Origin of the sequence: Streptomyces sp. NPDC020192 (assembly GCF_044388685.1) — a bacterium.
Taxonomy (GTDB): domain Bacteria; phylum Actinomycetota; class Actinomycetes; order Streptomycetales; family Streptomycetaceae; genus Streptomyces.
This window is the reverse complement of sequence record NZ_JBIRXG010000003.1, coordinates 220,380-244,197: the sequence shown is the minus strand read 5'-3', so window position 1 is coordinate 244,197 and position 23,818 is coordinate 220,380. Positions and strand designations below refer to the sequence as shown.

Genomic DNA, 23,818 nt, shown 5'->3' with positions numbered 1-23,818 from the left:
GTACGGCGTCCTTGGTGGTGAGGGTGCCCAGTTGTTGGCGGACGCGCCCTGTACGGCCAGGTCAGTTGAAGGCGCCGAAGGCCTTCGAGAAGGCGAATGGGTCCTGGACGATCGAGCTGCACGTGGGGTCGGCGGAGTTCTTCGCGCCGCCGGCGCACTGCTTGTCGCGGGCGGCCGACCACATCGACAGGCCGCCGAGGCCCTTGGACCTGGCGAAGCCGGCCAGCTGGGTGGCGTCGTCGACCTTGAAGATCTCGGAGGAGACGTCGTTGACGCCGATCATCGGGGTGATCGCGACGGCCTTCCAGGCGGCGGAGTCCGACAGCTCGAGGACGCCCTTGATCTGGGCCTGGGTGGCGGTGGCGGCCTGCTGGGCGTAGTCGCCCATGTCGCCGTTGTACGAGGCGCCGTAGTCCATCGCCATGATGTTGACGGTGGAGATCTTCACGCCGTTGGACCTGGCGTTCGACAGCAGGTTCACGCCGTCCTGGGTGAGACCCTCGGGCATCACCGGGAGCGTGAAGGAGACGTCCAGGCCCGGGTGCTGTGCCTGGAGCTTCGCTATCGCCTTCGCCCGCAGGGTGTTCGCCGCCGTGTTGGGCAGCGCGCCGCCCTCGACGTCGAAGTCGACCTTGGTCAGCTTGAACGTGTCGATCGCCTTGCCGTACGCCGCCGCCAGCGCGTCGGCCGAGGAGCAGGTGGTGGCCAGCTCGGAGCCGGAGGCGCCGCCGAAGGAGACCCGGACGTCACCGCCCTTGGCGCGCAGGGAGCCGATCTGCGCGGCCACGGCGTCGCCGGTCAGGTCGGTCACACCGCCCCACTTGGGGGTGCAGCCGCCGCCGTCGGTGACGAAGGCGAGGTTGAAGTTCTTCACCCCGGTCGCGTTCGCCGCGCCGACCAGGTCGAAGGCCGGGTAGAGGGAGGTGTCGACGTAGGGGGCGAAGCCCGCGGAGGTGGTGGTTCCGGAGCCGCTGCCGGTACCGGTCGTGCTGCTGGCGGTCGGGGCCGGCGTGGCGCTCTGGGTGGGGGTGGAGGTGCTGGTGGCCGTCGGGGTGGGGGTCGGCGACTGGGACGGGGTCCCGGTGGGCCGGCCGCTGGGCTCGGGGGTGGCGCCGCCGTCCGCGGAGCACTGACTGTTGTCGATACGACAGCCCGTCGGGTCGCCGCTGCCGTCCACCACGAAACCGACGGTCACCGACTTCCCCGGGGCGAGGCCCTCGGTGTCCCACTTCGCCGGCTTCACGGTGACGTGCGAACCGCTCACGCTCGACTCGCCGTTCCACAGCGAGCTCAGCCTGGCGTTCGCCGGGAGGTCGAACTCCAGCGTCCAGCTCTTCTCCTGCGAGCCGCTGTTGTTGGTGACGACGTACTGGGCGGTGTAACCGGTCGACCAGTCGCTGGTCTTCGTGTACGCGGCGTTCACCCCGGCCGCGTTCGCGGTGCCGGTGAGCAGGACCGCGCCGCCGCCGACGACGGCCGCGGCCACGAGGCCTCCGATCGCCTTGTTCCTGCCACTGATCCTGCGCCGGTGCGTGCTCATGCGCCTGCCTGCCTTCGATGGTCACGGGGGTGGGGTGCGGCAGCACGCTAGCGAGCCGGAATCGGACAAACGGCCTGATCGGGACGTCGGTTGCAGACCTTAGGGTGCGCTTAAGGAAGGGATCGGGGACGGTTAATGGTCGAGACCAGTCGGGACCGGTTTGCCCGATCGGCGCCGGCGCACCCTGCCGCGGTGTCCCCGCACCGGCGTCCGGCGTCCGTCCAGCTGGAACCAGATCCGCACCTCGGTGCCGCCCAGCACCGAGGAGCCGATGCGCACGTCACCACCGGTGGACTCGGCGAGCCGGCGCACGATGTCGAGGCCCAGCCCGGTCGAGCCGGCGCTCCCCGAGCCACGCCCCCGGGCCATCGCGGCGTCCGGGTCGGATATGCCGGGGCCCGCGTCGGAGACCAGCACGATCACCGCGTCCTCGGCGTTGTGCACGTCGACCGCGAAGGCGGTGCCCTCGGCGGTGTGCCGGAAGACGTTGCCGAGCAGGGCGTCGAGCGCGGCGGCCAGATCGGCGCGGGCCACGGGTATCCGCACCGGTCTCTCGACGCCGGCCACCCGCCACTTGCGGCCCTCGTCCTCGGCGAGCGCGGACCAGAACTCCATGCGCTCGCGGACCACTTCGGCCGCGTCGCACCCGGCGCCGGGCCCGGCGGCGGCCGTCTGCGGCTTGGCCTCCCGGGCCGTACGGATGATGGTGTCGACCTCGCGCTCCAGCTGGGCGACGGCGGCCCGGGTCTGCTCGGCGGCCGGTCCGGCGCCGAGGGAGGCGGCGTTCAGCCGCAGGACCGTGAGGGGTGTGCGCAGGCGGTGGGAGAGGTCCGCCGCCAACTCGCGCTCGTTCGCGAGCAGTTGGACGACCTGGTCGGCCATGGAGTTGAACGCGACGGCGGCGAGCCGCAGTTCGGTCGGGCCGTCCTCCGGCACCCGCGAGCCCAGTTGGCCTTCACCCAGCTCGTGGGCGCCCTGGACCAGCCGCCGCGCGGGCCGCACCATGCGCACCCCGAGCCGGTCGGCGACGGCGACCGAGCCGACGATCAGTGCGAGGCCGACGCCCGCGAGCACCGCCCAGGCCGTGCCGACGCCGTTGGTCACCTCGGACTCGGGGACGTAGACCTCGACCACCGCTATCGTGCCGGAGCCGAGCGCGACCGGCTGGAGCAGCGTCGAGCCACCGGGGACGGAGGTCGTCGAGGCCTGGCCCATGCTCCGTACGGCCTCGATGTCGCGGCCGGCGGCGCGCTGTTTACCCAGGTCGAGCGCGGAGCGGCCGTCGGCGGCGGGCAGGTGCACGGCCATCCCGGAGTCGGCGCCGGCCGAGGCCACCACGCGCTCCAGCTTGTCCCGGTCGGTGGTGATGGACAGTGCGGGCGCGACGGCGGCGGCTTCCCGCTCGGCGTTGGAGAACGCCCGGTCGCGGGCCATCTCCCTGACGACCAGTCCGAGCGGCACGGCGAAGGCGACCACGACCATCGTGGTGACCGCCAGGCAGACCTTGACCAGGGCCCACCTCATCGGGCCGGCCCGTCCGCAAGGGGGTCCGCCGGGGGTTCGAGCTTCACGCCCACGCCCCGGAGGGTGTGCAGATAGCGGGGCCGGGCGGCGGTCTCCCCCAGTTTCCGGCGCAACCAGGACAGATGGACGTCGATGGTCTGGTCGTCGCCGTAGGACTGCTGCCAGACCTCGGCGAGGAGTTCCTTGCGCGGGACGACGACCCCGGGCCGGCCGGCCAGGAAGGCGAGCAGGTCGAACTCCCGGCGGGTGAGGTCGAGGCGGATCCCGTCCAGCTCGGCCTGCCGGCGCAGCGGATCAACGGTCAGGCCGCCGACCCGGAGGACCGGCGAGGGCGGGGTCTCGGCGCCGGTGGAGCGGGCCCGGCGCAGCACGGCCGCGATGCGGGCGGAGAGGTGCTCGACCGAGAACGGCTTGGTCAGATAGTCGTCCGCTCCCGCGTTCAGCAGCCGGACGATCTCCGTCTCGTCGTCCCGGGCGGTGGCGATGATGACCGGCACGTCGGTGATGCCGCGCAGCATCTTCAGGGCCTCGGAGCCGTCCAGGTCCGGCAGTCCGAGGTCCAGGATGACCACGTCGAAACGAAAATGGGCGACCTCGCGCAGCGCCTCCAGCGCCGTACCGACACTGCGCACGGTGTGCGCGGCGTCGGTCAGATGCCGGATGAGCGCCGAGCGTACGAACTGGTCGTCCTCGACCACGAGCACACTTGCCATGCGCCGCACCGTACGCCATGCGGCCGGACCTGATCGGGGCCTGTGGACAACTCGGGGTTTGTGGACAACCCGTGTGGGTGGTGAGGCAGTATGGCCCGCGATGCGCAGAGGACTCGTACCGGTGATGGCGTGGCTGCTCGCGACGGGAGCGGCGGTCACGCTGTCGTGGTGGGGTGTGCACACGGTCATGGCCGGGACGGCGTACGACCCGCCGCGCGCCCTGCCGATCACGGCGGCCGACGCGAGGGACCGAGCCACGACGCCCGCGCCCCCGCCGCCGCCGTCCGCCTCCCCCACCCCCTCACCCCGCCCGACCCCCACTCCTGCACGCACCCCGAGCGTATCCGCCACCGCCTCCGGCCAGGTCAAGGCGTACGACACCGACGGCGGCCGGGCGGTGTTCGACCTGGGCGCGTCCAGTGCCACGTTCGTCTCGGCGACACCGGGGTCCGGCTGGTCGATGCAGGTGTGGAAGACCGACACCTGGATCCGGGTGGAGTTCAGCCGGGGCGCGGACCGGGTGTCGGTGTTCTGCACCTGGCACGACGGTCCGCCGCATGTGGAGGTGGGCACCTACTGAACGGCCGCCCGGCCGGAGCACGGCGGGGGCGGCCTTCATGGTCGAGCGGAGCGCTCAGCGGAACACCGAGGGCGGTGGTGCCGGGGAGGCCGCCGCCGTATCGTCCGTCACCGGCAGCGCGCCGCCCGTGAAGTCCGTGAGCGGCTTGCCGTGTTCGACCCGGCCCGGGTGCGGGTCGGAGGCGGCGCGGCGGGTGAGTTCGGCGAGCGGGAGCGGGGCGTCGGAGGCGACCAGGATCGCGTTGCCGAAGCGTTTTCCGCGCAGCACGGCCGCGTCGGCGATCAGCGCGAGCTCGGCGAACCGGGCGGTGGCGGTGGCGATCTGGCCGCGCAGATGCGCGAGCGGCGGGCCGTCGGCGAGGTTCGCGGCGTAGACCCCGGAGGGCTTCAGCGCCCGGCGGACCTCGTCCAGGAACTCGGTGGAGGTGAGGTGGGCCGGGGTGCGCGCGCCGCTGAAGACATCGGCGATGACCAGGTCCGCCCACCCGTCCGGCACTTTGCCGAGCCCCACGCGCGCGTCCACCGCACGCACCCTGATCCGGGCGTTCGGATCCAACGGCAGCTCCCGGCGCACCAGTTGCACCAGGCTCGCGTCCCGCTCGACGACCTGCTGGGTGGAGCGGGGCCGGGTCGCGGCGACATAGCGGGCGAGGGTGAGCGCCCCGCCGCCGAGGTGCACGGCGTGCACCGGCTTGCCGGGCGCGGCGGCGAGGTCGATGACATGGCCGAGGCGGCGCTGGTACTCGAAGGAGAGGTACGCCGGGTCGTCCAGGTCGACGTGCGACTGCGGGGCGCCGTCGATCAGCAGGGTCCAGGCCCGGCCGCGGTCGGGGTCGGGGACGAGCTCGGCGAGCCCGCCGTCGACCGCCTCCACGACGGCCTCGGCGGCCGCCGACCTGCGCCGCGTGTTGTTCCTGGACCTGCCCACCGGCCCATTTTCGCAGGTACCGGGGCCGGGTGCCTCACCGGCGGCTGTCGGCCGCCTCGATCAGCCGGGCCGCCTCCCCGAGCGCCTTGCGCAGCACCACCGGATCGGTGGCGAGGTCGGCCTCACCGGGCGGCAGCAGCCAGTCCGAGCCCTCCACCGGCGGCTCGGGGGTCAGTCTCATGCCGCGTCCGTCGGTCTCCGTGCAGGTGCTGCCCGGCACGTCCCAGCAGGCCGCGGTGCCGGCCGGGACCAGGAAACCGAGGGTGTCGCAGCCGTCGTCGTGCAGGACGGGGCCCATCGCGTCGCCGGAGCCGCGTCGCAGGATGTCGACCGCCTCCAGTCCCTGCCGGGCGGGCACCGTCACGAGGTCGCACACTTCCGCGCCCGCGTCGTCCGCTGCGTCCGACGACGGCGACGTACAAGGTTCGTTGCTCTGGCTGGTCTCCATCCCGGCCTCCACCACACAGCACTGTTGCGGGTCCAACCGGACCAACGCGCGAGTCCGTCAACGGCTACGGCACAAGTGCGCCGCAAAGGATGGCACTTCATGGCAGATCGTGGATGAGATATCCGGTTTGTAGCCAAACACCGCGTGGCGGGTCCGTCACAGCAGGTACGTTCATGCCCGGTTCGACGGTTCGCACGAGAGGACCCGGCCATGGCGTCGTCAACCGTGACCTCGTCACAGCCCGAACGGCCACTACGGCCCAACCTCGCCTTCCGGCAGTTGCGCGGCAGGCGCTCACCGGCCGAGTTCGCGGCGCTCGTACGGCGCGCCGCGCGCGAGATCGGTGAGCGGGTGAGCTGTGACGCGCGTTACGTCGGCAGGGTCGAGGCGGGCGAGATCCGCTGCCCGAACTACGCGTACGAGCGGGTGTTCCTGCACATGTTCCCCGGCCGCACGCTCACCGACCTCGGCTTCGCGCCCCGCTCGTCCGTCCGCGGCCGGGCGGCGCGCCCCGCCGCGGACGCGCCCGGTGAGTCACGGGGGGCCTTCGAACCGTATGACCCGCACGAGCCGTACGAGAACGACCACCTGAACCACGAGGAGAGCGACGTGCTGCGTCGCGCATTCATGACCGGCGGAGGCGCCACGGTGGCCGCCGTCACGCTGGGCCCGCTGGGACCCACCACGGACGCCGCGGCCGCGGTCGGGCGCCCCGGACGGCCCGGCACGTCCGAGGCGACCGCCCTGGAGGAGGCCGTGCGCCGCATCCGGCTGCTCGACGACCGGCACGGCGCGGACGGGCTCTACCGGCGCGCGGCGGCTCCGCTGCGCGCGGCCTACGAGCTGCTGGACGCCGGCGCGACCCGGCAGACCACCGCCGACCGTCTGCACTCGGGCGCCGGTGAACTCGCCATCTCCGTGGGCTGGCTGGCCCATGACTCCGGCCGTTTCGACGATGCCCGCTCGCACTACGCGGAGGCGCTGGCCACGGCCCGCATGACCGGGGATCCGGGGCTGGAGGCGCACGCCTTCTGCAACACCGCGTTCCTGGCGCGGGACGCCGGCCGGCCCCGGGAGGCGGTCCGCGCGGCGCAGGCCGCCCAGCGCGCGGGCGCTCCGCTGGGTTCCGCGCGCCTGATGTCCCTGCTCGCGCTGCGCGAGGCCGGCGGCTGGGCGGGCCTCGCCGACCGCACCGGCTGCGAACAGGCCCTCGCCCGGGCCCAGGCCCTCTTCGCCCGCGGCCACTCGGACGCCGACCCCGAGTGGATGAGCTTCTACGGCGAGGCCGAGCTGGAGGGGCTGGAGGCGCAGTGCTGGTCCATGCTGGGCGACTGGCGGCGGGCCTCACGGCACGCGTATCGCGCCACCGAGTTGCAGGATCCTCACTTCACGCGCAACATCGCGCTCTACACGGCCGAGTTGGCGGACGACCTCGCGCGTGAGGGGCGGCCGGACGAGGCGGCGGCCGCCGGGATGCGTGTGCTGTCGCTGTTGGACCAGGTCCAGTCGTCGCGGATCCAGAGCATGTTGGCGGGCACGGCGCGGGTTCTGCTGCCGCACCGGCGGGCGTCCGGGGTCTCCGAGTTTCTGGATCGGCATGCTTCTGTGCCGAGAACAGGGAGGGTCTGAGGATCGTTCAGGACGTCAGATGTCCCAGATCGTTCCAACTCTCGATCGCCGGCTCCCCGTACGCCCAGCCGAGCACGGACAGCGACGTCGGGTTCAGGCGTATCCGCGCGGCGAAGTCCAGCGGCAGGCCCAGCCAACGCGCGCCTATGGAGCGGAGGATGTGGCCGTGGGCGAAGATCAGGACGTCGCGGTCGGCCGAGCGTGCCCAGGAGACCACCTCGTCCGCGCGCGCGGTGACCTCGGCGATGGTCTCGCCCTCCGGGACGCCGTCGCGCCAGATCAGCCAGTCCGGGCGCTGGGCGTGGATCTGGGCCGGGGTCAGGCCCTCGTAGGCGCCGTAGTCCCACTCCATGAGCGTGTCCCAGGCGGTGGCCCGGTCGCCGAAACCGGCGAGTTCGCAGGTCTCACGCGCGCGTACCAGCGGGCTGGTGCGCACCTCCGCGTCCGGCAGGCCGTCCAGCGGAGCGCGGTGCAGGCGCTCGCCGAGCAGCTTGGCCCCGCGCCGGCCCTCCTCCAGCAGCGGGATGTCCGTCCTGCCGGTGTGCTTGCCGGACAGTGACCATTCCGTCTGTCCGTGCCGGGCCAGCAGGATGCGCGGTGCCATGGGAGACCTTTCCGGATGCGAAGGGAACCCCTCCATCATCGCTCACCGCGCGCCGGGGCAACCCGGCGGTCGCTCCCGGCGTCTTGGAGGGCTGAGCGCCCCACGCGGGCGCGTGCCTGGGCGAACGCTCGGGCGGCCCTCGAGCGAGGAGGGAGCGACCGCGTGGGCGATGTACGGACACCGTAAAGTGGCACGGTCGCCCGCCGGGGCGCACCGCACAGCATGACGAGGGGGAGGGCGATCGGATGCCGCAGACCGAGACACCGGGCACCGAGGCGGTCCCGCGTACCCGGCTGCGCTGGTGGACCGAGCTGCCGCTGATCCTCCTGGTCTACGGCTGCTACTCGGCCGGACGCCTCCTCGCGCGCGGTGACGTCACCTCCGCCGTCGACCACGGACTGGCGATCCTGCGCCTCGAGAAGGCGCTGCACCTGAACGCCGAGCACCCGCTCAACCGGCTGTTCACGCGCGAGCCCTGGCTCGGCGTACCGGCGGACTTCTGGTACGCCTCGCTGCACTACCTGGTCACGCCCGCCATCCTGATCTGGCTGTTCCGGGCCCGCGCCGAGCACTACCGGCGGGCCCGCACCTGGCTGATGACGTCCACGTTCATCGGTCTGATCGGCTTCACCCTGCTGCCGACCTGCCCGCCCCGACTGCTGTCCGCCGGGCACGGCTTCGTGGACACCATGGCGCACTTCAGCTCGTACGGCTGGTGGGGCGGCGAGGCCAGCGCGCCGCGCGGCATGGGTGGGATGACCAACCAGTACGCGGCGATGCCGAGTCTGCACGTCGGCTGGGCGCTGTGGTGCGGGGTGATGCTGTGGCGGCACGGCGGCACGCGCGTAGCGAAGGCTCTCGGTGTCGCCTACCCGCTGGGCACCGCGCTGGTGGTCATGGGCACCGCCAACCACTACCTGCTGGACGCGGTCGCGGGCATCGCCGTGATGGGCGTCGGCTCTCTGCTGGCGCCGCGTGTGATGCGGGGCCTGGACCGCCTCCGGGCCCGCCTGTTCCCGCGCACCACAGCCGTCGCGGGTGCCACGGGTTCCCCGATTGTCAGTGGCGGATGCCAGACTTCCGCGGGTGAGCGAATTCCACGGCAGCGCCAGTCGCAGCTCGACGCCGGGGCCGGATCGGACACCTCCCCCAGCGACGAGGGGGAAGGGGCTCGGGCAACGGCTCGCTGAGCTGCGCGGTCCCGACGTACCGGCCAAGGCCCTGGACGCGCGCGCCCTCGCGGCGCTCGCCGCCAACCCCGGGTGCCGTCGGCGGGCGATCCTGGACGGCGCCGGGGTGGACAAGGCGCGGCTGGCGAGCGCGCTCGGCGCGCCGTCGGGTTTCGGGCAGTCGCAGTTCGCGCTGACCCGGGGCAACGCGTTCGAGGCCCGAGTGAAGGCGGACGGCGGCGCGGAGCTGCTGCGCCTGGCGCACGCCCGCCTCGACCCGGGCGCCGAGCCGCCCGAGGGGGCCGCCGTACCCGACCTGACCGCACACGGCCCCGAGGGGCGTACGGCGCGTACGGCGCTGGCGTTGCGCGAGGCCACGCGCGCGGGTGGCTGGACGCTCCTCGACCATCCGATGCTGGCGCTGGACGTGGCGGGCTCGCTCGCCTTCCTGGAGCCGGACGCGGTGGTGGTGCACCCGGACGGCAGCTGGTCGGTGGTGGAGATCAAGTCCTTCCCGATGCTGGACGGCGCGGCGGACCCGGCGAAGGTCGGCGCGGCGGCCCGCCAGGCGGCGGTGTACGTGCTGGCGCTGGAGGAGGTGGCCGCCCGCCTCGACGCGGAGCCGGAGGGGCTCGCCGGTGACAGCGCCCCGGCCCCGCGCGTACGGCACCGGGTGCTGCTGGTGTGCCCGAAGGACTTCTCCAACCTGGCCGCGGCCTCCGCCGTGGACGTGCGCAAGCAGCGCGCCGTCACCGCCCGCCAGCTGGCCCGGCTCACCCGGATCGAGGAGATCGCCGAGGCCCTGCCCGAGGGCACGTGCTTCGCGCCCGACCGGCCCTCGGAAGAGCTGTCCGCGGCCGTGGCGGCGGTCCCGGCGACGTACGCGCCGGAGTGTCTGTCGGCGTGCGAACTGGCCTTCCACTGCCGGGAACGCGCGCGTGAGGCGGACGCCGTCACCCGCCTCGGCCGGCCGCTGCGCGCCGAACTGGGCGGTCTGGCCACCGTCGGGGACGTCCTCGCGGCGGCCCGGGGCGAGAGCGGCGACCCGGACGACCCCGCGGTGTCGGCCCTGCGCCGGGCGGCCGCGCTGCGTGCCGAGGCGCTGGAGGGGGCAGCCGCGTGTCGCTGATCACCACCCTGGCCCGGCTCGAGGCCGTCGACACCGGCCGGGCCCAGCCCGTCGCGACGGTCCGGCACCGGCATCTGTCCGACCGCCCGCTGGTGTTCGTGCCGCTCACCACCGCCGGTGAGGCCGGTGCCCCGCTCGGCGCGCTGGTCGGCACGGACCGCGACGCGCCCCGTCTGCTGGTCGTGCCGCAGCCGCGCGACCGCGATCTGCGGTTCGGGTTCCTCGCCGACCTGGCCGACGTCGTCCTGCCGTACATCGACTCCTACGCCCAGGCGGTGGAGGCGGCCGAGCGCACCGAGACCGACGCGGAGACCGGCAAGCGGGTCAAGGTCGAGGTGGAGCTCTGCGCGGACGCGCCCCAGCTGATCATGCCGAGCCGCGCGGGCCTGGACTTCGTACGGCTGCTGGGCCGTTCCACGCGGTTTCGCCGTACGGCCGAGCAGGACCCGGAGACGCCCCATCCGGCGCCGCCCCACATCCCGTTGCTGGGCCGCTGGCTGACCCACTACGGCGAGCGGGCCCGGGTCCCCGACTCCTCGCTCCTGCTCGCCCTCACCGACGTGCTCTCCCGGCACTGGGCGACCGGCCAGTCCAGCCTGGAGGACCAGCACCTGGGCGCGCTGCTCGCGTGGATCGACCCGCCGGAAGGCACCTCCGGCGCCGAGGCCGCGCGCGAGGCCGAGCTGGCGCGGGACGCCGACGGCCAGCTGCGGTGCCCGCCGGCCGGCCCGGCCACCGACCCGGCGTTCGACAACAGGCTGCTGGCTCCGGCCATCGAGCGCTACGACCGCGCGCGTGCCGCCCTCGCCGCCGCCGAGGACGCCGTGGCCGCCGACGACCGGCTGGCCGCGCTCACCGCGGCCGAGCGGGAGATCCGCGACCTGGTGGAGAGCCGCACCCGGCCCACCTGGGACGCGGTGTGGCGGGGCCTGGACCTGCTGCGGGCACTGCCGGAGGGCGCACATGCCGAGGAGCGCTGGACCCGGGACCGCTGGTCGTTCACCGGCCACCGGGACCGGGTACTGGCCGGCGAGCCCCCGCAGCCACGCCGGGACGACGCGGTGACGGCGGCGAACAAGCTGGCCACGCGCGAGCGTGAGCAGGCCCGGCTGGAGGCGCAGGAGGCGCTGGACGACCCGCTGGTGATGGCCGGGCGGCGGCTGGCCGGGGAGGCGTTCGCGGGCGAGGTGATCGATGTCGTCATGGCGTACAGCGAGGGCAGGCGGCCGAGCCCGCGCCCGCTGGTGACGGTCCGCACGGACGACCGGCCGCATCTCGCGGAGCGGGCGAAGGTGTACCGCTCGCTGGGCGGAAAACCGCAGGCGGCAGAGTTCGTCGGGTATGAGACCGAGGGCGTGCTGGTCCTGCGGGTGCTGGACAAGATGGGCCGTGGCAAGGAGCCCGAGCCCGGGTCGGTGCCGGAGAAGGGCGACCGGATCTGCTGCACGCTCTTCGAGCACGAGCAGCGCGGCGGCGCGAAGCTGCCCGACCCGGAGGAGACCCCCTGGACGCACGGCGGCCCGCCGGGTGAGGCCGTACCGGAGGCGCCCGACGCCGTCACCGAGGAGGACATGCTGTGAGTCCCGTGAGCCCTGTGCCGGCGGTCGGCCTCGCCCCCGGAGCCGCGGCCGCCCGCGCCACCGACGCGATCCTGCGCGACACCCTGCACGGCACCGAGCGGGGCGTGGTCGTGGACTCCCCGCCGGGTGCCGGCAAGTCCACGCTGGTGGTTCGCGCGGCGCTCGAACTGGCCGACGCGGGGCGCCCGTTGATGGTGGTGGCGCAGACGAACGCCCAGGTGGACGACCTGGTCCTGCGCCTCGCCGAGAAGAACCCGGAGCTGCCGGTCGGCCGGCTGCACAGCAGCGACACGGACGCGTACGACCCGGCGCTGGACGCCCTGCCCCAGGTCCGTACGTCGGCGAAGGCGGCCGACCTGAACGGCCTGCCGGTCGTCCTCTCCACGGCGGCGAAGTGGGCGCACGTCAAGGTGGACGAGCCCTGGCGGCACGCGATCGTGGACGAGGCGTACCAGATGCGCTCGGACTCGCTGCTGGCCGTGGCCGGGCTGTTCGAGCGGGCGCTGTTCGTGGGTGACCCGGGGCAGCTGGACCCGTTCGCGATCGTCGGCAGCGAGCAGTGGGCGGGCCTGTCGTACGACCCCTCGGCCTCGGCCGTCACCACGCTCCTGGCGCACAACCCGGCCCTCCCCCAGCACCGCCTCCCGGTCTCCTGGCGGCTCCCGGCCTCGGCGGCCCCGCTGGTCTCGGACGCGTTCTACCCGTACACCCCGTTCCGCAGCGGCACCGACCACGGCGACCGCCGCCTCGCCTTCGCCGTCCCGTCGGACGGCTCCGGCCCGGACCGGGTGATCGACGAAGCCGCCGGGTCCGGCTGGGGCCTGCTGGAGCTGCCCGCCCGGCACACCCCGCGCACGGACCCGGAGGCGGTCCGGGCGGTGGCGACGGTCGTCCGCCGCCTGCTGGACAGAGGCGGCGCGGCCACCTCGGAACGCTCACCGGATCCCACCCCCCTCACCGCCGACCGCATCGCCGTCGGCACGGCCCACCGCGACCAGGCGGCGGCGGTCCGCGCGGCGCTCGCCGAGCTGGGCGTGGCGGACGTGACGGTCGACACGGCGAACCGGCTCCAGGGCCGCGAGTACGACGTGACGGTCGTCCTGCATCCTCTCTCCGGCCGCCCCGACGCCACCGCCTTCCACCTGGAGACCGGCCGCCTGTGCGTCCTGGCCTCCCGCCACCGCCACGCGTGCATCGTGGTCTGCCGGGCGGGGGTGGGCGACCTCCTGGACGACTACCCGTCCACGGAACCGGTCCAGCTGGGCACGCTGGTGAAGTTTCCTGACGGCTGGGAGGCGAACCACGCGGTGCTGGCCCACCTCGGCGAGCACCGGGTGGTCTGGCGGCCGTGACGGGCCCCTTGCGGGGGCGCGGGACAATGGACGGTGGCCCACCTGAAGGCGGTGCCCCAGCGCGACGTACGAGGAGGAGACAAGACATGGCGGAGCCCACGCCGCGTCGTAACGAACCGCGGCTACGCCCCGCGCCCCTCATCTTCGAGCCCGCGGAGGCGGCCGGCGATCCCGAGCACTTCTTCGACCTGGAGTCGATCGAGGATCCGCGGGCGCTGCTGGCCCGGGCGACGGAGCTGGCCCAGGCGTTCCGCGCGGCCGCCGACCGGGCCGTGGAGTTCCAGGCCGTCGCGGCGGCCCAGCTCGCCGACCCGCGCCGCTTCGACCGGCTGACCCCCGCGGACATCGCCGAGCGCGCGGAGTGGACCGAGGACTACGCGAAGAAGATGGTCGAGTTCGGGCGGGACCTGATGCGGGGCAACGGCGAGGGGCGGACGTCCCCCGACCCCGTATGACGCGTTGAGTCAACCCGCCTGGCATATGCCGGGCGGGCAAGATACTCCTCCCCCACCCTCGTTGTCCCGTCTTTCGGCAACTCAGCAGAACCGCCCGCTCACACCCGGTACATGTAGGTGGCATGAGCAGCGCACCGAACGCCACCCGAGTCACCTCCGACGGCGTCGCCTGGCTCGCCTCGGCGGGAACGTACCCCCGGAGCACGCTGGCGCGCTGGGAGCAGTACCCGGACGCTCCGGTCGTCCTGCCCTGCGGCACCGCCTTCGACGTGGTGAGCGCCCCCGCGATCTTCGGGCGCCGGATACTGGACCAGTTGTGGGACGAGGGGCCGGGCTCGGGCCCGGTCGCCATGTTCCGGGGCCGCATGCTGCTGTTCGCCGCCCCGGGCACGGCCCAGCGGCTGCCCTCGCTGCTGGCCTGGGAGGAGTGGGGGTCGCACCGTACGGACGCGGTGCCGCCGCTGCTGTGTCACGGCACCGGCGACGCGGTGACCGTCCCGGCCCCGGCGGGCGAGGGCCCCGGTGCGGGCGACTGCCGCTGGCTGGTGGCGCCGGACGAGCGTCATCCCTGGTTGCCGGGCCCAGAAGTCGTGCTCTGGGCGGCCGTGCGGGCGGCCAGGGCGGCGGTGCGGATATCGATTTTTCCTCCCGCCGACCAGGATGCTAATGTCTACGACGTCAGCAGGCGCCGCTAGCTCAGTTGGTTAGAGCAGCTGACTCTTAATCAGCGGGTCCGGGGTTCGAGTCCCTGGCGGCGCACGCGAAAGAGGACGGCGGGTCCGATTCGAAAGAATCAGGCCCGCCGTTTTCGTATACACACGGCACTCGCGCACACGGCACTCGGCCCTCAGTCCCCCTTCAGTCCCGGCGTGATCTTCACCGTCCACGCCCCGGACGCCGTCCGGCCCTCCACCTCCACCTTCGCGCCCTCCCCGGGCACGGTGAAGCTCTCCCCCAGGGCGACCGGGGCGTCGGCGAGGGGTGGGTAGACCGAGTTCTCCCAGCAGGCCGCGGTGTGCGGGTGGGCGTCCACGACCTCCACCGGGCCGGCGCCGGACTCAGCGCCGCTGGTGATCCGGTACACCAGCACGCCCTCCCGGCAACCGGCCCGGTCGTTGCCGGCCCGGATGCGCGCCTCGAAGCCCAGGGCGCTGTCCGGGCCGGTGCGTACGAGCGCCAGCTTCACGCCGTGCCCGAGACCGAAGGCCGGGGCGCCCGCCGTGCCCTGCACCGGGACGCCGGGGCCGGCCTCCAGCGGCTCCAGGGTCAGCCGGGTCGCCCTCGTGCCGCGTACGCACACCACCTGGCGCGGATCCAGCCAGCCCAGTTTCCACTTGTGCCAGGCGAACAGGTCGGGCGAAATACCGAACTGGCTGCCCATCAGGTCCCAGTCGCCGACGTAGGTGTCCCAGTCGCCCTTGCCGTCGACCGGGCGGTGGTAGAGGTCGGGCAGGTCGAAGACGTGGCCGGTCTCGTGGGCGAGGACCAGGCGGTCCGGCGGGTGTTTCTCGAAGACCGTGACGACCCGGCGGACGTCCGTGCCGTCCACGTGCACGGGCGTGTCGAGGTTCACCACCTTCGTGGCGTCCGAGTCGACGCCGGGCGCGTCGGGGTCGGCGACGAAGTACACGACCTGGTAGCGGGAGAAGTCCACCTCGGGGTCGGCGACGGTGAACGCGTCCCGCAGATAGGCGGCGCGGTCCTCGGGGCTCCAGTCGCGCTTCATGGCGTACGCCGAGGACGGCTTCGGCATGCGCAGCCAGTGGTTCAGCGGGTGCGGGCGCAGGGTGAAGCGGCCGTAGGAGGCCTGCTCGTAGTAGCGGCTGGTGGCCGGGAAGTGGTCGGCGGTCAGCTGGGCGGGGGTGGTGCGCGGGGCGGCGTCCGGGAAGGAGAGGTAGACCAGGACGGCGTCGAGGGTCCCGGTCGGGCGGGTGTAGTCCGGGTTCCAGGTGTCGAGGCCCTCCGAGTGGTGGGCGTCGGTGCGGTGCAGGGCGCAGGGGGTGGTGGAGAAGGGCTCGGCGGCCGAGGGGCCGGAGAGGATCGAGGTGGCGGCGAGCGCCGACAGCGTGGTGCACACGGCGGCGGTGCTGCGCAGCTTGGCCACGGACTGACTCCTCCGGACGCGGTTCGCGGGACCCGCGTTCCAGGCTGAGGGAGTTTGTTGCGTATTGCCCTGTTTTCCGGCACCAGAAGGGTGAGCGCGCCCTCAGGCGCTCCGGCGTGCTCCGGCGCCCGACACCCCGAAACACTCACGGAACGTCACAACTGGTCGGGGGCCTGAAGAAGCCGTCCAGGTGCGGGCAGAAACGATCTGTCAGAAAGTGTGCTCGATCCGGGACACTGGAGAGTGGCTGGAAGCCCTTGGGGCCAGCCTCTATGATCGGCACACTTTCCGGCACGGACAGGCACGGACAGGCACGACAGAGATCGAGTGCACTGCGGGAGCGAGCGGTGAGCGGAACGTCCGAAGGGCCGACGCCCGCGGCAGACCTCGACCGGTCAGCCGTAACAGACAGTGACCACACCACCTACCACCGTGTCTTCGCGGCCGCCCCGCTCGCCATGGCCGTCGTGGACCGCGCGGGACTCGTCGTCCGTGCCAACGCGGCCTTCGGGGAGCTGCTCGGCACCGACTCGGAGACCCTCACCGGCCGGGTCGCCGCCGATCTGGTGGACCTGGCCTCGGACGCCCGCAGTTGGCACGCCTACCGCGAGGTCCTGCGCGGCCGGCAGGCCCGGCTGCGCTGCACCCGTCGGCTGAAGCACCCCGAGGGGCACTCGGTGTGGGTGCAGGTGACCGTGGCCCCGTTGAGCGGCGAGCCCGGCGTGCCGCGCACGGACGGCGAGCCCGGCGTCCTGCTGACGGTCGCCGACATCAGCGCCCGCCGTGAACTCCAGGCGCGGCTACGGCACTTGCAGATGCACGACCCGGTGACCCGGCTGCCCAACCGCACCCTGTTCTTCGAGCGCCTCTCGGCCGCGCTGGAGGCGGAGTCGTACGAGCAGAGCGGCACCGGCCGGATCGGCCTGTGCTATCTGGACCTCGACGGGTTCAAGGCCGTCAACGACACCCTCGGCCACCGCGTCGGCGACCGGCTGCTCGCGGCCGTGGCCGAGCGCCTGACCCGGGTCGCCGACGAGGCGGGGTACGCCCGCGCGGCCACGCCCCTGGTGGCCCGCCTGGGCGGCGACGAGTTCGCCCTGCTGGTCGAGGACTCCACCGGCACCGAACAGCTCGCGGATCTGGCCGAGTCGGCGCTCAAGTCCCTGGAGGCCCCCTTCGACCTGGCGGGCCAGCACCTGTCCCTGACGGCGTCCATCGGGGTCGTGGAACGCCACGCGGCCGGTACGACGGCCACCGGTCTGATGCAGGCGGCGGACACGACCCTGTACTGGGCGAAGGCGGACGGCAAGGCCCGCTGGACCCTGTTCGACCCCGAGCGCAACGCGCACCGGATGACCCGTCAGGCCCTCTCCTCCACCCTGCGCCCCGCCATCGAGCGCGGCGAATTCGTGCTGGACTACCAGCCGTTGGTGGGCATGGAGGACGGACGCCTGTCCGGGGTCGAGGCGTTGGTGCGCTGGCATCACCCGCAGTTCGGCACGCTGACGCCGAATCGGTTCATCGGACTGGCCGAGGAGGACGGCTCGATCGTGCAGCTCGGCCGCTGGGCGCTGAACACCGCCTGCCGGCAGGCCCGCCGCTGGCAGCTCGACCACCCCGGCGAGCCGCCCATCTTCGTCAGCGTCAACGTGGCCGTACGGCAGGTGTGGGACTCCGACCTGGTGGCCGACGTGGCCGAGGTGCTCGCCGAGAGCGGCCTGGCCCCGCATCTCCTCCAACTGGAGCTGACCGAGTCTGCGGTGATGGGCTCGGCGGGACGCCCGCTGCAGGCACTGCAGGCGCTCAGCGACATGGGCGTGCGCATCGCCATCGACGACTTCGGCACCGGCTACTCCAACCTCGCCTACCTCAGCCGCCTGCCGGTCTCCACACTGAAGCTGGACGGCTCCTTCGTGCGCGGCTTCCAGTACGAGGGCGACCCGAAGGCGATCGCCCCCAACCCCGCGGACGAGGTCATCGTGGAGGCGATGATCCAACTGGCCCACCGCCTCGGCATCACGGTGACCGCCGAATGCGTGGAGACCTCCGCCCAGGCAACCCGGCTGCGCCGCATCGGCTGCGACACCGGCCAGGGCTGGCTGTACTCCCGCCCGGTGCCGCCGGATCGTATCTCCGAGCTGCTCACCCAGGCCTGCCCTCAGGCCTGACCCAGGGCGGCGAGCCGGTCGTCGGCCGCCGGTCAGGCGCTCGGCAGGCCGTAGGCGTCCGCAATCAACTCGTAGGAGCGCAGCCGTAGTTCACCCCGGTGGGCGTGGCTGACCAGCATCAGTTCGTCGGCTCCGGTGCGCTTCTGGAGGTCGTCCAGGCCGGAGCGGACCTCGTCGGCGGTGCCGTGCACGATGTTGGCGGTCCAGGAGGTGATGAACTCCTCCTCCATCGGGCTGAACTCGTGCTTCTCGGCCTCGTCCGGGTCGGGGAAGAGGCCGGGGCGGCCGGTGCGCAGCCGGAGCATGTTCAGGGCCATCGCCCGGGTCTGGCGGCCGGCCTCGCGCGGGTCGTCCGTGGCGAGGGCGGAGACGCCGATCAGGGCGTACGGCTCGTCGAGGACCGCGGAGGGGCGGAACGTCTTCCGGTACAGGTCGAGGGCCGGGACGGTGTTCTGCGCGGAGAAGTGGTGCGCGAAGGCGAACGGCAGGCCCAGCATCCCGGCGAGGCGGGCGCTGAAGCCGGAGGAGCCGAGCAGCCAGACCGGCGGCCGGTGCGGGGACTGGACGCCGCCGGGGGCGGTGGCCTGGACGGGTCCCGGGATGGCGTGGATACGGCGGTACGGGTGCCCGTCGGGGAAGTCGTCGTCCAGGAAGCGGATCAGCTCGGCGAGCTGCTCCGGGAAGTCGTCGGCGCCCTCGTTGAGGGTGTCGGTACGGCGGAGCGCGGCGGCCGTGGCGCCGTCCGTGCCCGGCGCCCGTCCGAGGCCCAGGTCGATCCGCCCCGGCGCCATCGCCTCCAGCGTGCCGAACTGCTCGGCGATGACCAGCGGGGCGTGGTTGGGCAGCATCACGCCGCCCGAGCCGAGCCGGATGCGGTCGGTGTGGGCGGCGAGGTGGGCGAGGATCACGGCGGGCGAGGAGGAGGCGACCCCCGGCATGGAGTGGTGCTCGGCGACCCAGTACCGGTGGAAGCCACGGGCCTCGGTGAGCCGGGACAGCGCGACGCTGGTGCGCAGGGCGTCCCCGGCGGTACTGCCCGCGCCGACCGTCACCAGGTCCAGTACGGAGAGGGGGACGGGGGCGGTGCCGAGCGTCGTACCCCGGATCTCGTCTGCCTCGTCTGCCGACACGGTGTGGCCTCCTGTTTGTGGCATGGCTGTCCTGGCGAGCTAACAGGAGGCGGTCTCCGCTTATTCCCCGCCGATCATCGGACCTGCACGATCGGCTCCCTCGTGAACAGCGCCCCCAGCCTCGGCGCGTTCACCCGCCGGTCCGCGAGCCGCAGCCCCTCCCACACCGTGACCTGGTTGGCCGTGAGCACCGGCTTGCCCAGCTCCTTCTCCAGCTGCGGCAGATACGCGGCCGTGTGCAGGGCCGTGTCCGGGAGCAGGACCGCCCCCGCGTCCGGAGAGTCGGCGGAACGCGCCAGCGCCAGCACCTCCGCCTCCCCCCACGTGCCGACCTCCGCCGCCGTGACGATCCCCGACGCGCGCACCCCCGTCACCTCCAGGCCGCCGGCCCGCAGGAAGTCGGCGAACAGTCCGGCCACGTCCTCCGGGTAGGTGGCGCCGACGGCGACCCGTCGTACCCCGATCTCCTGGGCCGCGTGCACGAAGGCGAACGACGTCGAGGAGGCGGGCATCCCGGCCAGCAGGGCCAGGGTGCGCACCTGGTCCCGGGCGCCCTCCCAGCCGTGCACGAAGCTGCCGCTGGTGCACGCCCACACCACCGTCTCCGCGCCCGTGAGCCGCAGCTCCTCCACCCCGGACGCGAGCCGCCGCTCCGAACCCATCTCGCGCAGCGCGTCCACCCGGTGCGCGTCCTCGCCGATGTCGGTGTGGACCAGGTCCAGCCGGACGTCGCTGCCGAGGAGCTGCTCGATGCGCGGGTAGTCGTCCTCGCCGGAGTGGCCCGGGTACAGGAATCCGAGTGCGGTCATGACGCCCCTTCCTGGTGTTCCTGCTGCTCTTCCGGCAGTACGGGGGGCCACGCACGCGCCGACTCGTCCAGCAGCGCCTGATACGGCCCCACCGCTCGGGTACCCAGCCTGCGCAGCGCCGCCCACATCGTGACCTGGTTGGCGGACAGCACCGGGATGCGCAGCTCGGCCTCCAGCTGGGGGATCACGTCGTACGTCGGCAGATTGGTGCAGGAGATGAACAGCGCGTCGGCGGCGCCGGGCCGGACCGCCTGCCGGGCCATGGCGACGACGTCCCGGTACGGCACCCGCCAGATCTCCCGGGTCAGCCCCATGAAGGCGCACCCGGTGACCCGTATGCCGGCCTCGGCGACGTACTCCTCCAGCACCCGGGTCACGGACACCGTGTACGGCGTGACCAGCGCGACCCGCCGTACGCCCAGCTCGGCCAGCGCCTCCAGCAGCGCCCCGGAGGTCGTCACCGAGGCCGGTGCGCCGGCGAGGCTCATCGCCGCGCACATCGACCGCTCCCCGGCGATCCCGCCGACGAAGCTGCCGGAGGCGCAGGCGTAGCCGATGACCTCGGGGGCGACGGCGGTCAGCGCGCGGACCGCGTCGCCGAGGGTCTCGTGCTCGCTGACCAGCCGGGCCAGGTCCAGGCTCACCTCGACCGGCACGTACGGGGTGCGGGTCAGATGCAGCGACACCTCGTCCGGGACCCAGCGCCACAGCTCCCGGTCGAGGGCGAAGTCAAAAGGGGCGACGACACCCACACCGCGCTGCGGGCCGGGCCCGCCGAGAAAGGAGACGTCCATGGCTGGCACCGGCCTCACGCTGGGTGGACGAGGGGGCAACGGATCGCGGATGCGCCCGTGTTGACGAAGGTAGGTTCGGGTGCGAGCGTGGTCAATCCGCAGATAATCCGCCCATGTCAGACGCGTGATCCCCGCGCGTCGGACGCCTGGTCCGCGCACGTCGGACGCTTCATCCGCGCATGTCAGACGCCCGGAGCCGCCCCGTATGACGACCACCCTTCCCACGCTCCTCGTCCTGGACGCCGAGCCGCCGCCCCGGCTCGGCCGCCTCACGGGCCGCGCCCGGATCATCCACACGGACGCGGCGCACCTGGCCGAGCGGCTGCCGCGGGCGGACGTCCTCCTGGTCTGGGACTTCACCTCGCACGCGGTGCGCGAGGCCTGGCCGGGCGACGGGCCGCGCCCCCGCTGGGTGCACACGGCGAGCGCGGGCGTGGACCATCTGCTGTGCCCGGAGCTGGCCGCGTCCGACACGGTGGTGACCAACGCGCGCGGGATCTTCGACCAGGCGATCGCCGAGTACGTGGCGGCCCTCGTGCTCGCGGTCGCCAAGGACCTGCCGCGCACACTGGACCTCCAGCGGGAGCGGAGCTGGCGGCACCGGGAGAGCCGGCGGGTGGCGGGCACGCGCGCGTGCGTGGTCGGCTCGGGCCCGATCGGCCGGGCGATCGTACGGATCCTGAAGGCGCTCGGCGTGACGACGGCGCTGGTCGGACGGGTCCCGCGGACCGGCATCCACGGCCCCGCCGACCTGGACCGGCTGATCTCCCGCGCGGACTGGGTGATCGCCGCCGCACCGCTCACCGAGCAGACGTACCGCATGTTCGACACCCGCCGCTTCGGTGTGATGCAGCCGTCGGCGTTCTTCGTGAACGTCGGCCGCGGCCGGCTGGTCGACGAGGACGCCCTGGCCCAGGCCCTGACCCGCCGCTGGATCGCGGGCGCGGCCCTGGACGTCTTCACGACCGAACCCCTCCCCGAGGACAGCCCGCTGTGGGGGCTGCCGGGACTGATCGTCTCTCCGCACATGAGCGGCGACACGATCGGCTGGCGGGACGAACTGGGTACGCAGTTCGTGGAGCTGTACGAGCGGTGGGCGGCGGGCAGATCACTGGTGAACGTCGTCGACAAGAAACGCGGCTACGTCCCCGGCCGCTGACACCTCCGGGAGGGTGCATGCAGCTCACCGACCTGACCGCCGTTCAGCTCCTCGACGGTTACCGCAAGGGCGAGTTCAGTCCGGTGGAGGCGGCCGAACGGACCCTGGAACGGGCCCGGCGGATCCAGCCGGAGGTGAACGCGTTCGTCCGGCTCACCGAGGAGGACGCGCTGGCCCGGGCGCGGGAGTCGGAGGAGCGCTGGCGGCGCGGCGAGCCGGCCGGCCTGCTGGACGGGGTGCCGGTGACGGTGAAGGACATCCTGCTCCTGCGCGGCCACCCGACGCTGCGCGGCTCCAGGACCATTCCCGAGTCCGGGAGTTGGGAGGAGGACGCCCCCTCGGTGGCGCGGCTCCGCGAGCACGGCGCGGTGTTCCTGGGCAAGACGACGACCCCCGAGTTCGGCTGGAAGGGCGTGACGGACTCCCCGCTGACCGGCATCACCCGCAACCCGCACGACCACTCCCGCACCGCCGGCGGCTCCAGCGGGGGCAGCGCGGCTGCCGTGGCGCTCGGCGCGGGCCCGCTGTCGCTGGGCACGGACGGCGGGGGCAGCATCCGGATCCCGGCCGCGTTCTGCGGGATCTTCGGGCTGAAACCGACGTACGGCAGGGTGCCGTTGTACCCGGCGAGCGCGTTCGGCACCCTGTCGCACGCGGGCCCGATGACCCGGGACGCGGCCGACGCCGCCCTGCTGCTGGACGTCATCGGCACCCCGGACGCCCGTGACTGGTCGGGCCTGCCGCCCGCGCCGGGCTCCTTCACGGAGGGGCTGAGGGACGGCGTGCGCGGTCTGCGGGTGGCGTACTCCCCGTGCCTCGGCGGCCAGGTCGCGGTCCAGCCGCCGGTCGCCGCGGCGGTACGGCGGGCGGTGGCTGCCCTCGCCGACCTCGGCGCGTACGTGGAGGAGACCGACCCGGACTTCAGCGACCCCGTGGACGCCTTCCACACCCTGTGGTTCAGCGGCGCGGCCCGGGTCACCGAGCGGCTCTCCGCGCGCAGGCGGCAGCTGCTCGACCCCGGCCTGCGGGAGATCTGCGTGCAGGGCGCCCGCTACAGCGCGCTGGACTACCTGGCCGCGGTCGACGTCCGCATGGACCTCGGCCGGCGCATGGGCCGCTTCCACGAGCGCTACGACCTACTGGTCACCCCGACCCTGCCGGTGACGGCGTTCGAGGCGGGCGTGGAGGCGCCGAGGAACTCGACCCATCACCGCTGGACGGGCTGGACCCCGTTCACGTACCCGTTCAACCTCACCCAGCAGCCCGCGGCGACCGTCCCGGTGGGCACGGACGGGGACGGGCTCCCGGTGGGGATGCAGCTCGTCGCGGCCCGGCACCGGGACGACCTGGTGCTGCGGGCGGCGCATGCGCTGTACGAGGCGGGGGCGGTTTCGGCACCGCCGGGCACCGCCTTCGCAAGGGCGTAGCTTTCGCCCTGGCCCGTACCGAGGGCGGCGAGCCGGTCGGCATGAGGACGGACACCGCACCTGCCTCACTCCCTCCGAAACCCCAGCCGCTCCCCCTCCGCCCCCCTCCGCCACAGGTCGTTGCACGCCTCGGCCATCGCCTCCAGCCCCTCCACCACCTGGCCCCAGACGATCCCGGGCACCCAGCCCACGTCGCCGTTCAGCAGCAGGTTGTTGCGTTCGTAGAACAGGGCCAGGTCGACGACCGTGCTGCCGGGGCGGACCTCGTGGTCGTAGCCGTAGGCCCGCGTGGCCAGTTCGGTGCCCGCGAAGGAGAAGTAACAGAGGTCGCCGGGAATCGGGGTGACCGTCGGGTTCTCCAGTGGGGGTTCCGTGGAGGTGAACGGCGGGAAGAGGGCGTAGATCTCGTTGCGGGCGTATTTGGCGTGGTGGACGTCGCCGGACAGAGGCAGGGCTTCCCACACCGCTTCGCAGGTCAGGGGCGCGCGGTCGGCCAGGAGACGGGCCGTGCAGTGGACGTTCCGCCGCTCCAGCGAGACTGTGACGAATCGATCGGCCATGTCATCCAGGGTGCATA

At 73.3% G+C, this 23,818-nt stretch carries 22 protein-coding genes and 1 tRNA gene; 12 read left to right on the top strand and 11 right to left on the bottom strand.

What is annotated here, in order from left to right:
* Positions 1 to 61: 61 nt before the first annotated feature.
* The 3 genes from ACH47Z_RS08170 to ACH47Z_RS08160 all read right to left on the bottom strand — a co-directional run bounded on the left by ACH47Z_RS08170 (position 62) and on the right by ACH47Z_RS08160 (position 3,777).
* On the bottom strand, positions 62 to 1,540 hold the full coding sequence (locus tag ACH47Z_RS08170) for a cellulose binding domain-containing protein (RefSeq protein WP_399071804.1): 1,479 nt from the start codon (positions 1,538 to 1,540) through the stop codon (positions 62 to 64).
* A 132-nt stretch (positions 1,541 to 1,672) separates the two neighbouring features.
* Positions 1,673 to 3,064 carry a sensor histidine kinase gene (locus ACH47Z_RS08165; protein ID WP_399071802.1) on the bottom strand — a complete coding sequence of 464 codons (1,392 nt, stop codon included), beginning with the start codon at positions 3,062 to 3,064 and terminating at the stop codon, positions 1,673 to 1,675.
* Entirely contained in the window at positions 3,061 to 3,777 is a 717-nt protein-coding gene (locus ACH47Z_RS08160; RefSeq protein ID WP_399071800.1) for a response regulator transcription factor, read from the bottom strand. Before ACH47Z_RS08160 ends, ACH47Z_RS08165 begins: the two co-directional genes overlap by 4 nt.
* A gap of 100 nt (positions 3,778 to 3,877) precedes the next feature.
* Here ACH47Z_RS08160 and ACH47Z_RS08155 point away from each other — a divergent pair, with 100 nt between their 5' ends.
* Positions 3,878 to 4,357, top strand: a complete 480-nt coding sequence (locus ACH47Z_RS08155; protein WP_399071798.1) for a hypothetical protein — start codon at positions 3,878 to 3,880, stop codon at positions 4,355 to 4,357.
* Positions 4,358 to 4,411: 54 nt separating this feature from the next.
* Here ACH47Z_RS08155 and ACH47Z_RS08150 read toward each other — a convergent pair whose 3' ends face one another.
* Together ACH47Z_RS08150 and ACH47Z_RS08145 are read right to left on the bottom strand one after the other, a co-directional pair.
* Entirely contained in the window at positions 4,412 to 5,284 is an 873-nt protein-coding gene (locus tag ACH47Z_RS08150) for a spermidine synthase (RefSeq protein ID WP_399071796.1), read from the bottom strand.
* Between the two features lie 34 nt (positions 5,285 to 5,318).
* Positions 5,319 to 5,732 (bottom strand): hypothetical protein, encoded by a 414-nt coding sequence (locus ACH47Z_RS08145; RefSeq protein WP_399071795.1) that lies wholly within the window; start codon positions 5,730 to 5,732, stop codon positions 5,319 to 5,321.
* A 210-nt stretch (positions 5,733 to 5,942) separates the two neighbouring features.
* On the opposite strand from ACH47Z_RS08145, the gene ACH47Z_RS08140 reads away from it, so the two are divergent.
* A complete protein-coding gene (locus ACH47Z_RS08140) occupies positions 5,943 to 7,361 on the top strand; it encodes a hypothetical protein (RefSeq protein WP_399071793.1) in 1,419 nt (472 codons plus the stop codon).
* A gap of 7 nt (positions 7,362 to 7,368) precedes the next feature.
* On the opposite strand, the gene ACH47Z_RS08135 is transcribed toward ACH47Z_RS08140, so the two are convergent.
* The gene (locus ACH47Z_RS08135; protein ID WP_399071791.1) at positions 7,369 to 7,965 is read right to left on the bottom strand and encodes a histidine phosphatase family protein; all 597 of its coding nucleotides are present in this window, start codon (positions 7,963 to 7,965) and stop codon (positions 7,369 to 7,371) included.
* Between the two features lie 245 nt (positions 7,966 to 8,210).
* Between ACH47Z_RS08135 and ACH47Z_RS08130 the strand changes: the two genes are divergently transcribed.
* The 7 genes from ACH47Z_RS08130 (at position 8,211) to ACH47Z_RS08100 (ending at position 14,409) form a co-directional block, all read left to right on the top strand.
* A complete protein-coding gene (locus tag ACH47Z_RS08130; RefSeq protein ID WP_399071789.1) occupies positions 8,211 to 9,155 on the top strand; it encodes a phosphatase PAP2 family protein in 945 nt (314 codons plus the stop codon).
* On the top strand, positions 9,052 to 10,263 hold the full coding sequence (locus ACH47Z_RS08125; protein WP_399071787.1) for a hypothetical protein: 1,212 nt from the start codon (positions 9,052 to 9,054) through the stop codon (positions 10,261 to 10,263). The genes ACH47Z_RS08130 and ACH47Z_RS08125 overlap by 104 nt, the downstream gene beginning before the upstream one ends.
* Positions 10,254 to 11,843: a hypothetical protein gene (locus ACH47Z_RS08120; RefSeq protein ID WP_399071785.1), complete on the top strand. Its 1,590-nt coding sequence runs from the start codon at positions 10,254 to 10,256 to the stop codon at positions 11,841 to 11,843. The genes ACH47Z_RS08125 and ACH47Z_RS08120 overlap by 10 nt, the downstream gene beginning before the upstream one ends.
* Before the next feature lie 5 nt (positions 11,844 to 11,848).
* Positions 11,849 to 13,195 (top strand): AAA domain-containing protein, encoded by a 1,347-nt coding sequence (locus ACH47Z_RS08115; RefSeq protein WP_399071783.1) that lies wholly within the window; start codon positions 11,849 to 11,851, stop codon positions 13,193 to 13,195.
* 86 nt (positions 13,196 to 13,281) lie between these two features.
* Entirely contained in the window at positions 13,282 to 13,650 is a 369-nt protein-coding gene (locus ACH47Z_RS08110) for a hypothetical protein (RefSeq protein WP_399071781.1), read from the top strand.
* Positions 13,651 to 13,691: 41 nt separating this feature from the next.
* Complete coding sequence (locus tag ACH47Z_RS08105; protein ID WP_399072323.1) at positions 13,692 to 14,345, top strand: bifunctional DNA primase/polymerase; 654 nt, start codon at positions 13,692 to 13,694, stop codon at positions 14,343 to 14,345.
* Positions 14,336 to 14,409, top strand: a tRNA-Lys gene (locus ACH47Z_RS08100). The genes ACH47Z_RS08105 and ACH47Z_RS08100 overlap by 10 nt, the downstream gene beginning before the upstream one ends.
* Positions 14,410 to 14,497: 88 nt before the next feature.
* On the opposite strand, the gene ACH47Z_RS08095 is transcribed toward ACH47Z_RS08100, so the two are convergent.
* A complete protein-coding gene (locus ACH47Z_RS08095; protein WP_399071779.1) occupies positions 14,498 to 15,754 on the bottom strand; it encodes a M6 family metalloprotease domain-containing protein in 1,257 nt (418 codons plus the stop codon).
* A 347-nt stretch (positions 15,755 to 16,101) separates the two neighbouring features.
* Here ACH47Z_RS08095 and ACH47Z_RS08090 point away from each other — a divergent pair, with 347 nt between their 5' ends.
* Positions 16,102 to 17,922 (top strand): putative bifunctional diguanylate cyclase/phosphodiesterase, encoded by a 1,821-nt coding sequence (locus ACH47Z_RS08090; RefSeq protein ID WP_399071776.1) that lies wholly within the window; start codon positions 16,102 to 16,104, stop codon positions 17,920 to 17,922.
* 32 nt (positions 17,923 to 17,954) lie between these two features.
* Here ACH47Z_RS08090 and ACH47Z_RS08085 read toward each other — a convergent pair whose 3' ends face one another.
* The 3 genes from ACH47Z_RS08085 to ACH47Z_RS08075 are packed head-to-tail and all read right to left on the bottom strand — an operon-like array spanning position 17,955 to position 20,655.
* The gene (locus tag ACH47Z_RS08085) at positions 17,955 to 19,076 is read right to left on the bottom strand and encodes an LLM class flavin-dependent oxidoreductase (RefSeq protein WP_399071774.1); all 1,122 of its coding nucleotides are present in this window, start codon (positions 19,074 to 19,076) and stop codon (positions 17,955 to 17,957) included.
* A 50-nt stretch (positions 19,077 to 19,126) separates the two neighbouring features.
* Complete coding sequence (locus ACH47Z_RS08080) at positions 19,127 to 19,861, bottom strand: decarboxylase (RefSeq protein ID WP_399071773.1); 735 nt, start codon at positions 19,859 to 19,861, stop codon at positions 19,127 to 19,129.
* On the bottom strand, positions 19,858 to 20,655 hold the full coding sequence (locus tag ACH47Z_RS08075; protein WP_399072321.1) for a decarboxylase: 798 nt from the start codon (positions 20,653 to 20,655) through the stop codon (positions 19,858 to 19,860). The genes ACH47Z_RS08080 and ACH47Z_RS08075 overlap by 4 nt, the downstream gene beginning before the upstream one ends.
* Positions 20,656 to 20,860: 205 nt before the next feature.
* Here ACH47Z_RS08075 and ACH47Z_RS08070 point away from each other — a divergent pair, with 205 nt between their 5' ends.
* Positions 20,861 to 21,814, top strand: coding sequence for a D-2-hydroxyacid dehydrogenase (locus ACH47Z_RS08070; RefSeq protein WP_399071771.1), 954 nt, complete (start codon positions 20,861 to 20,863; stop codon positions 21,812 to 21,814).
* Between the two features lie 17 nt (positions 21,815 to 21,831).
* The gene (locus ACH47Z_RS08065) at positions 21,832 to 23,241 is read left to right on the top strand and encodes an amidase (RefSeq protein ID WP_399071769.1); all 1,410 of its coding nucleotides are present in this window, start codon (positions 21,832 to 21,834) and stop codon (positions 23,239 to 23,241) included.
* Between the two features lie 65 nt (positions 23,242 to 23,306).
* Here the strand turns inward: ACH47Z_RS08065 and ACH47Z_RS08060 are convergent, their stop codons facing one another.
* Positions 23,307 to 23,801, bottom strand: a complete 495-nt coding sequence (locus tag ACH47Z_RS08060; RefSeq protein WP_399071766.1) for a DUF3830 family protein — start codon at positions 23,799 to 23,801, stop codon at positions 23,307 to 23,309.
* Positions 23,802 to 23,818: the final 17 nt, after the last annotated feature.

Bases quoted from the DNA above. Each gene is read 5' to 3' on its own strand.
- ACH47Z_RS08170 (WP_399071804.1), bottom strand. From the start codon at position 1,540: ATGAGCACGCACCGGCGCAGGATCAGTGGCAGGAACAAGGCGATCGGA.
- ACH47Z_RS08165 (WP_399071802.1), bottom strand. From the start codon at position 3,064: ATGAGGTGGGCCCTGGTCAAGGTCTGCCTGGCGGTCACCACGATGGTC.
- ACH47Z_RS08160 (WP_399071800.1), bottom strand. From the start codon at position 3,777: ATGGCAAGTGTGCTCGTGGTCGAGGACGACCAGTTCGTACGCTCGGCG.
- ACH47Z_RS08155 (WP_399071798.1), top strand. From the start codon at position 3,878: ATGCGCAGAGGACTCGTACCGGTGATGGCGTGGCTGCTCGCGACGGGA.
- ACH47Z_RS08145 (WP_399071795.1), bottom strand. From the start codon at position 5,732: ATGGAGACCAGCCAGAGCAACGAACCTTGTACGTCGCCGTCGTCGGAC.
- ACH47Z_RS08140 (WP_399071793.1), top strand. From the start codon at position 5,943: ATGGCGTCGTCAACCGTGACCTCGTCACAGCCCGAACGGCCACTACGG.
- ACH47Z_RS08135 (WP_399071791.1), bottom strand. From the start codon at position 7,965: ATGGCACCGCGCATCCTGCTGGCCCGGCACGGACAGACGGAATGGTCA.
- ACH47Z_RS08130 (WP_399071789.1), top strand. From the start codon at position 8,211: ATGCCGCAGACCGAGACACCGGGCACCGAGGCGGTCCCGCGTACCCGG.
- ACH47Z_RS08110 (WP_399071781.1), top strand. From the start codon at position 13,282: ATGGCGGAGCCCACGCCGCGTCGTAACGAACCGCGGCTACGCCCCGCG.
- ACH47Z_RS08085 (WP_399071774.1), bottom strand. From the start codon at position 19,076: ATGCCACAAACAGGAGGCCACACCGTGTCGGCAGACGAGGCAGACGAG.
- ACH47Z_RS08080 (WP_399071773.1), bottom strand. From the start codon at position 19,861: ATGACCGCACTCGGATTCCTGTACCCGGGCCACTCCGGCGAGGACGAC.
- ACH47Z_RS08075 (WP_399072321.1), bottom strand. From the start codon at position 20,655: ATGGACGTCTCCTTTCTCGGCGGGCCCGGCCCGCAGCGCGGTGTGGGT.
- ACH47Z_RS08070 (WP_399071771.1), top strand. From the start codon at position 20,861: ATGACGACCACCCTTCCCACGCTCCTCGTCCTGGACGCCGAGCCGCCG.
- ACH47Z_RS08065 (WP_399071769.1), top strand. From the start codon at position 21,832: ATGCAGCTCACCGACCTGACCGCCGTTCAGCTCCTCGACGGTTACCGC.
- ACH47Z_RS08060 (WP_399071766.1), bottom strand. From the start codon at position 23,801: ATGGCCGATCGATTCGTCACAGTCTCGCTGGAGCGGCGGAACGTCCAC.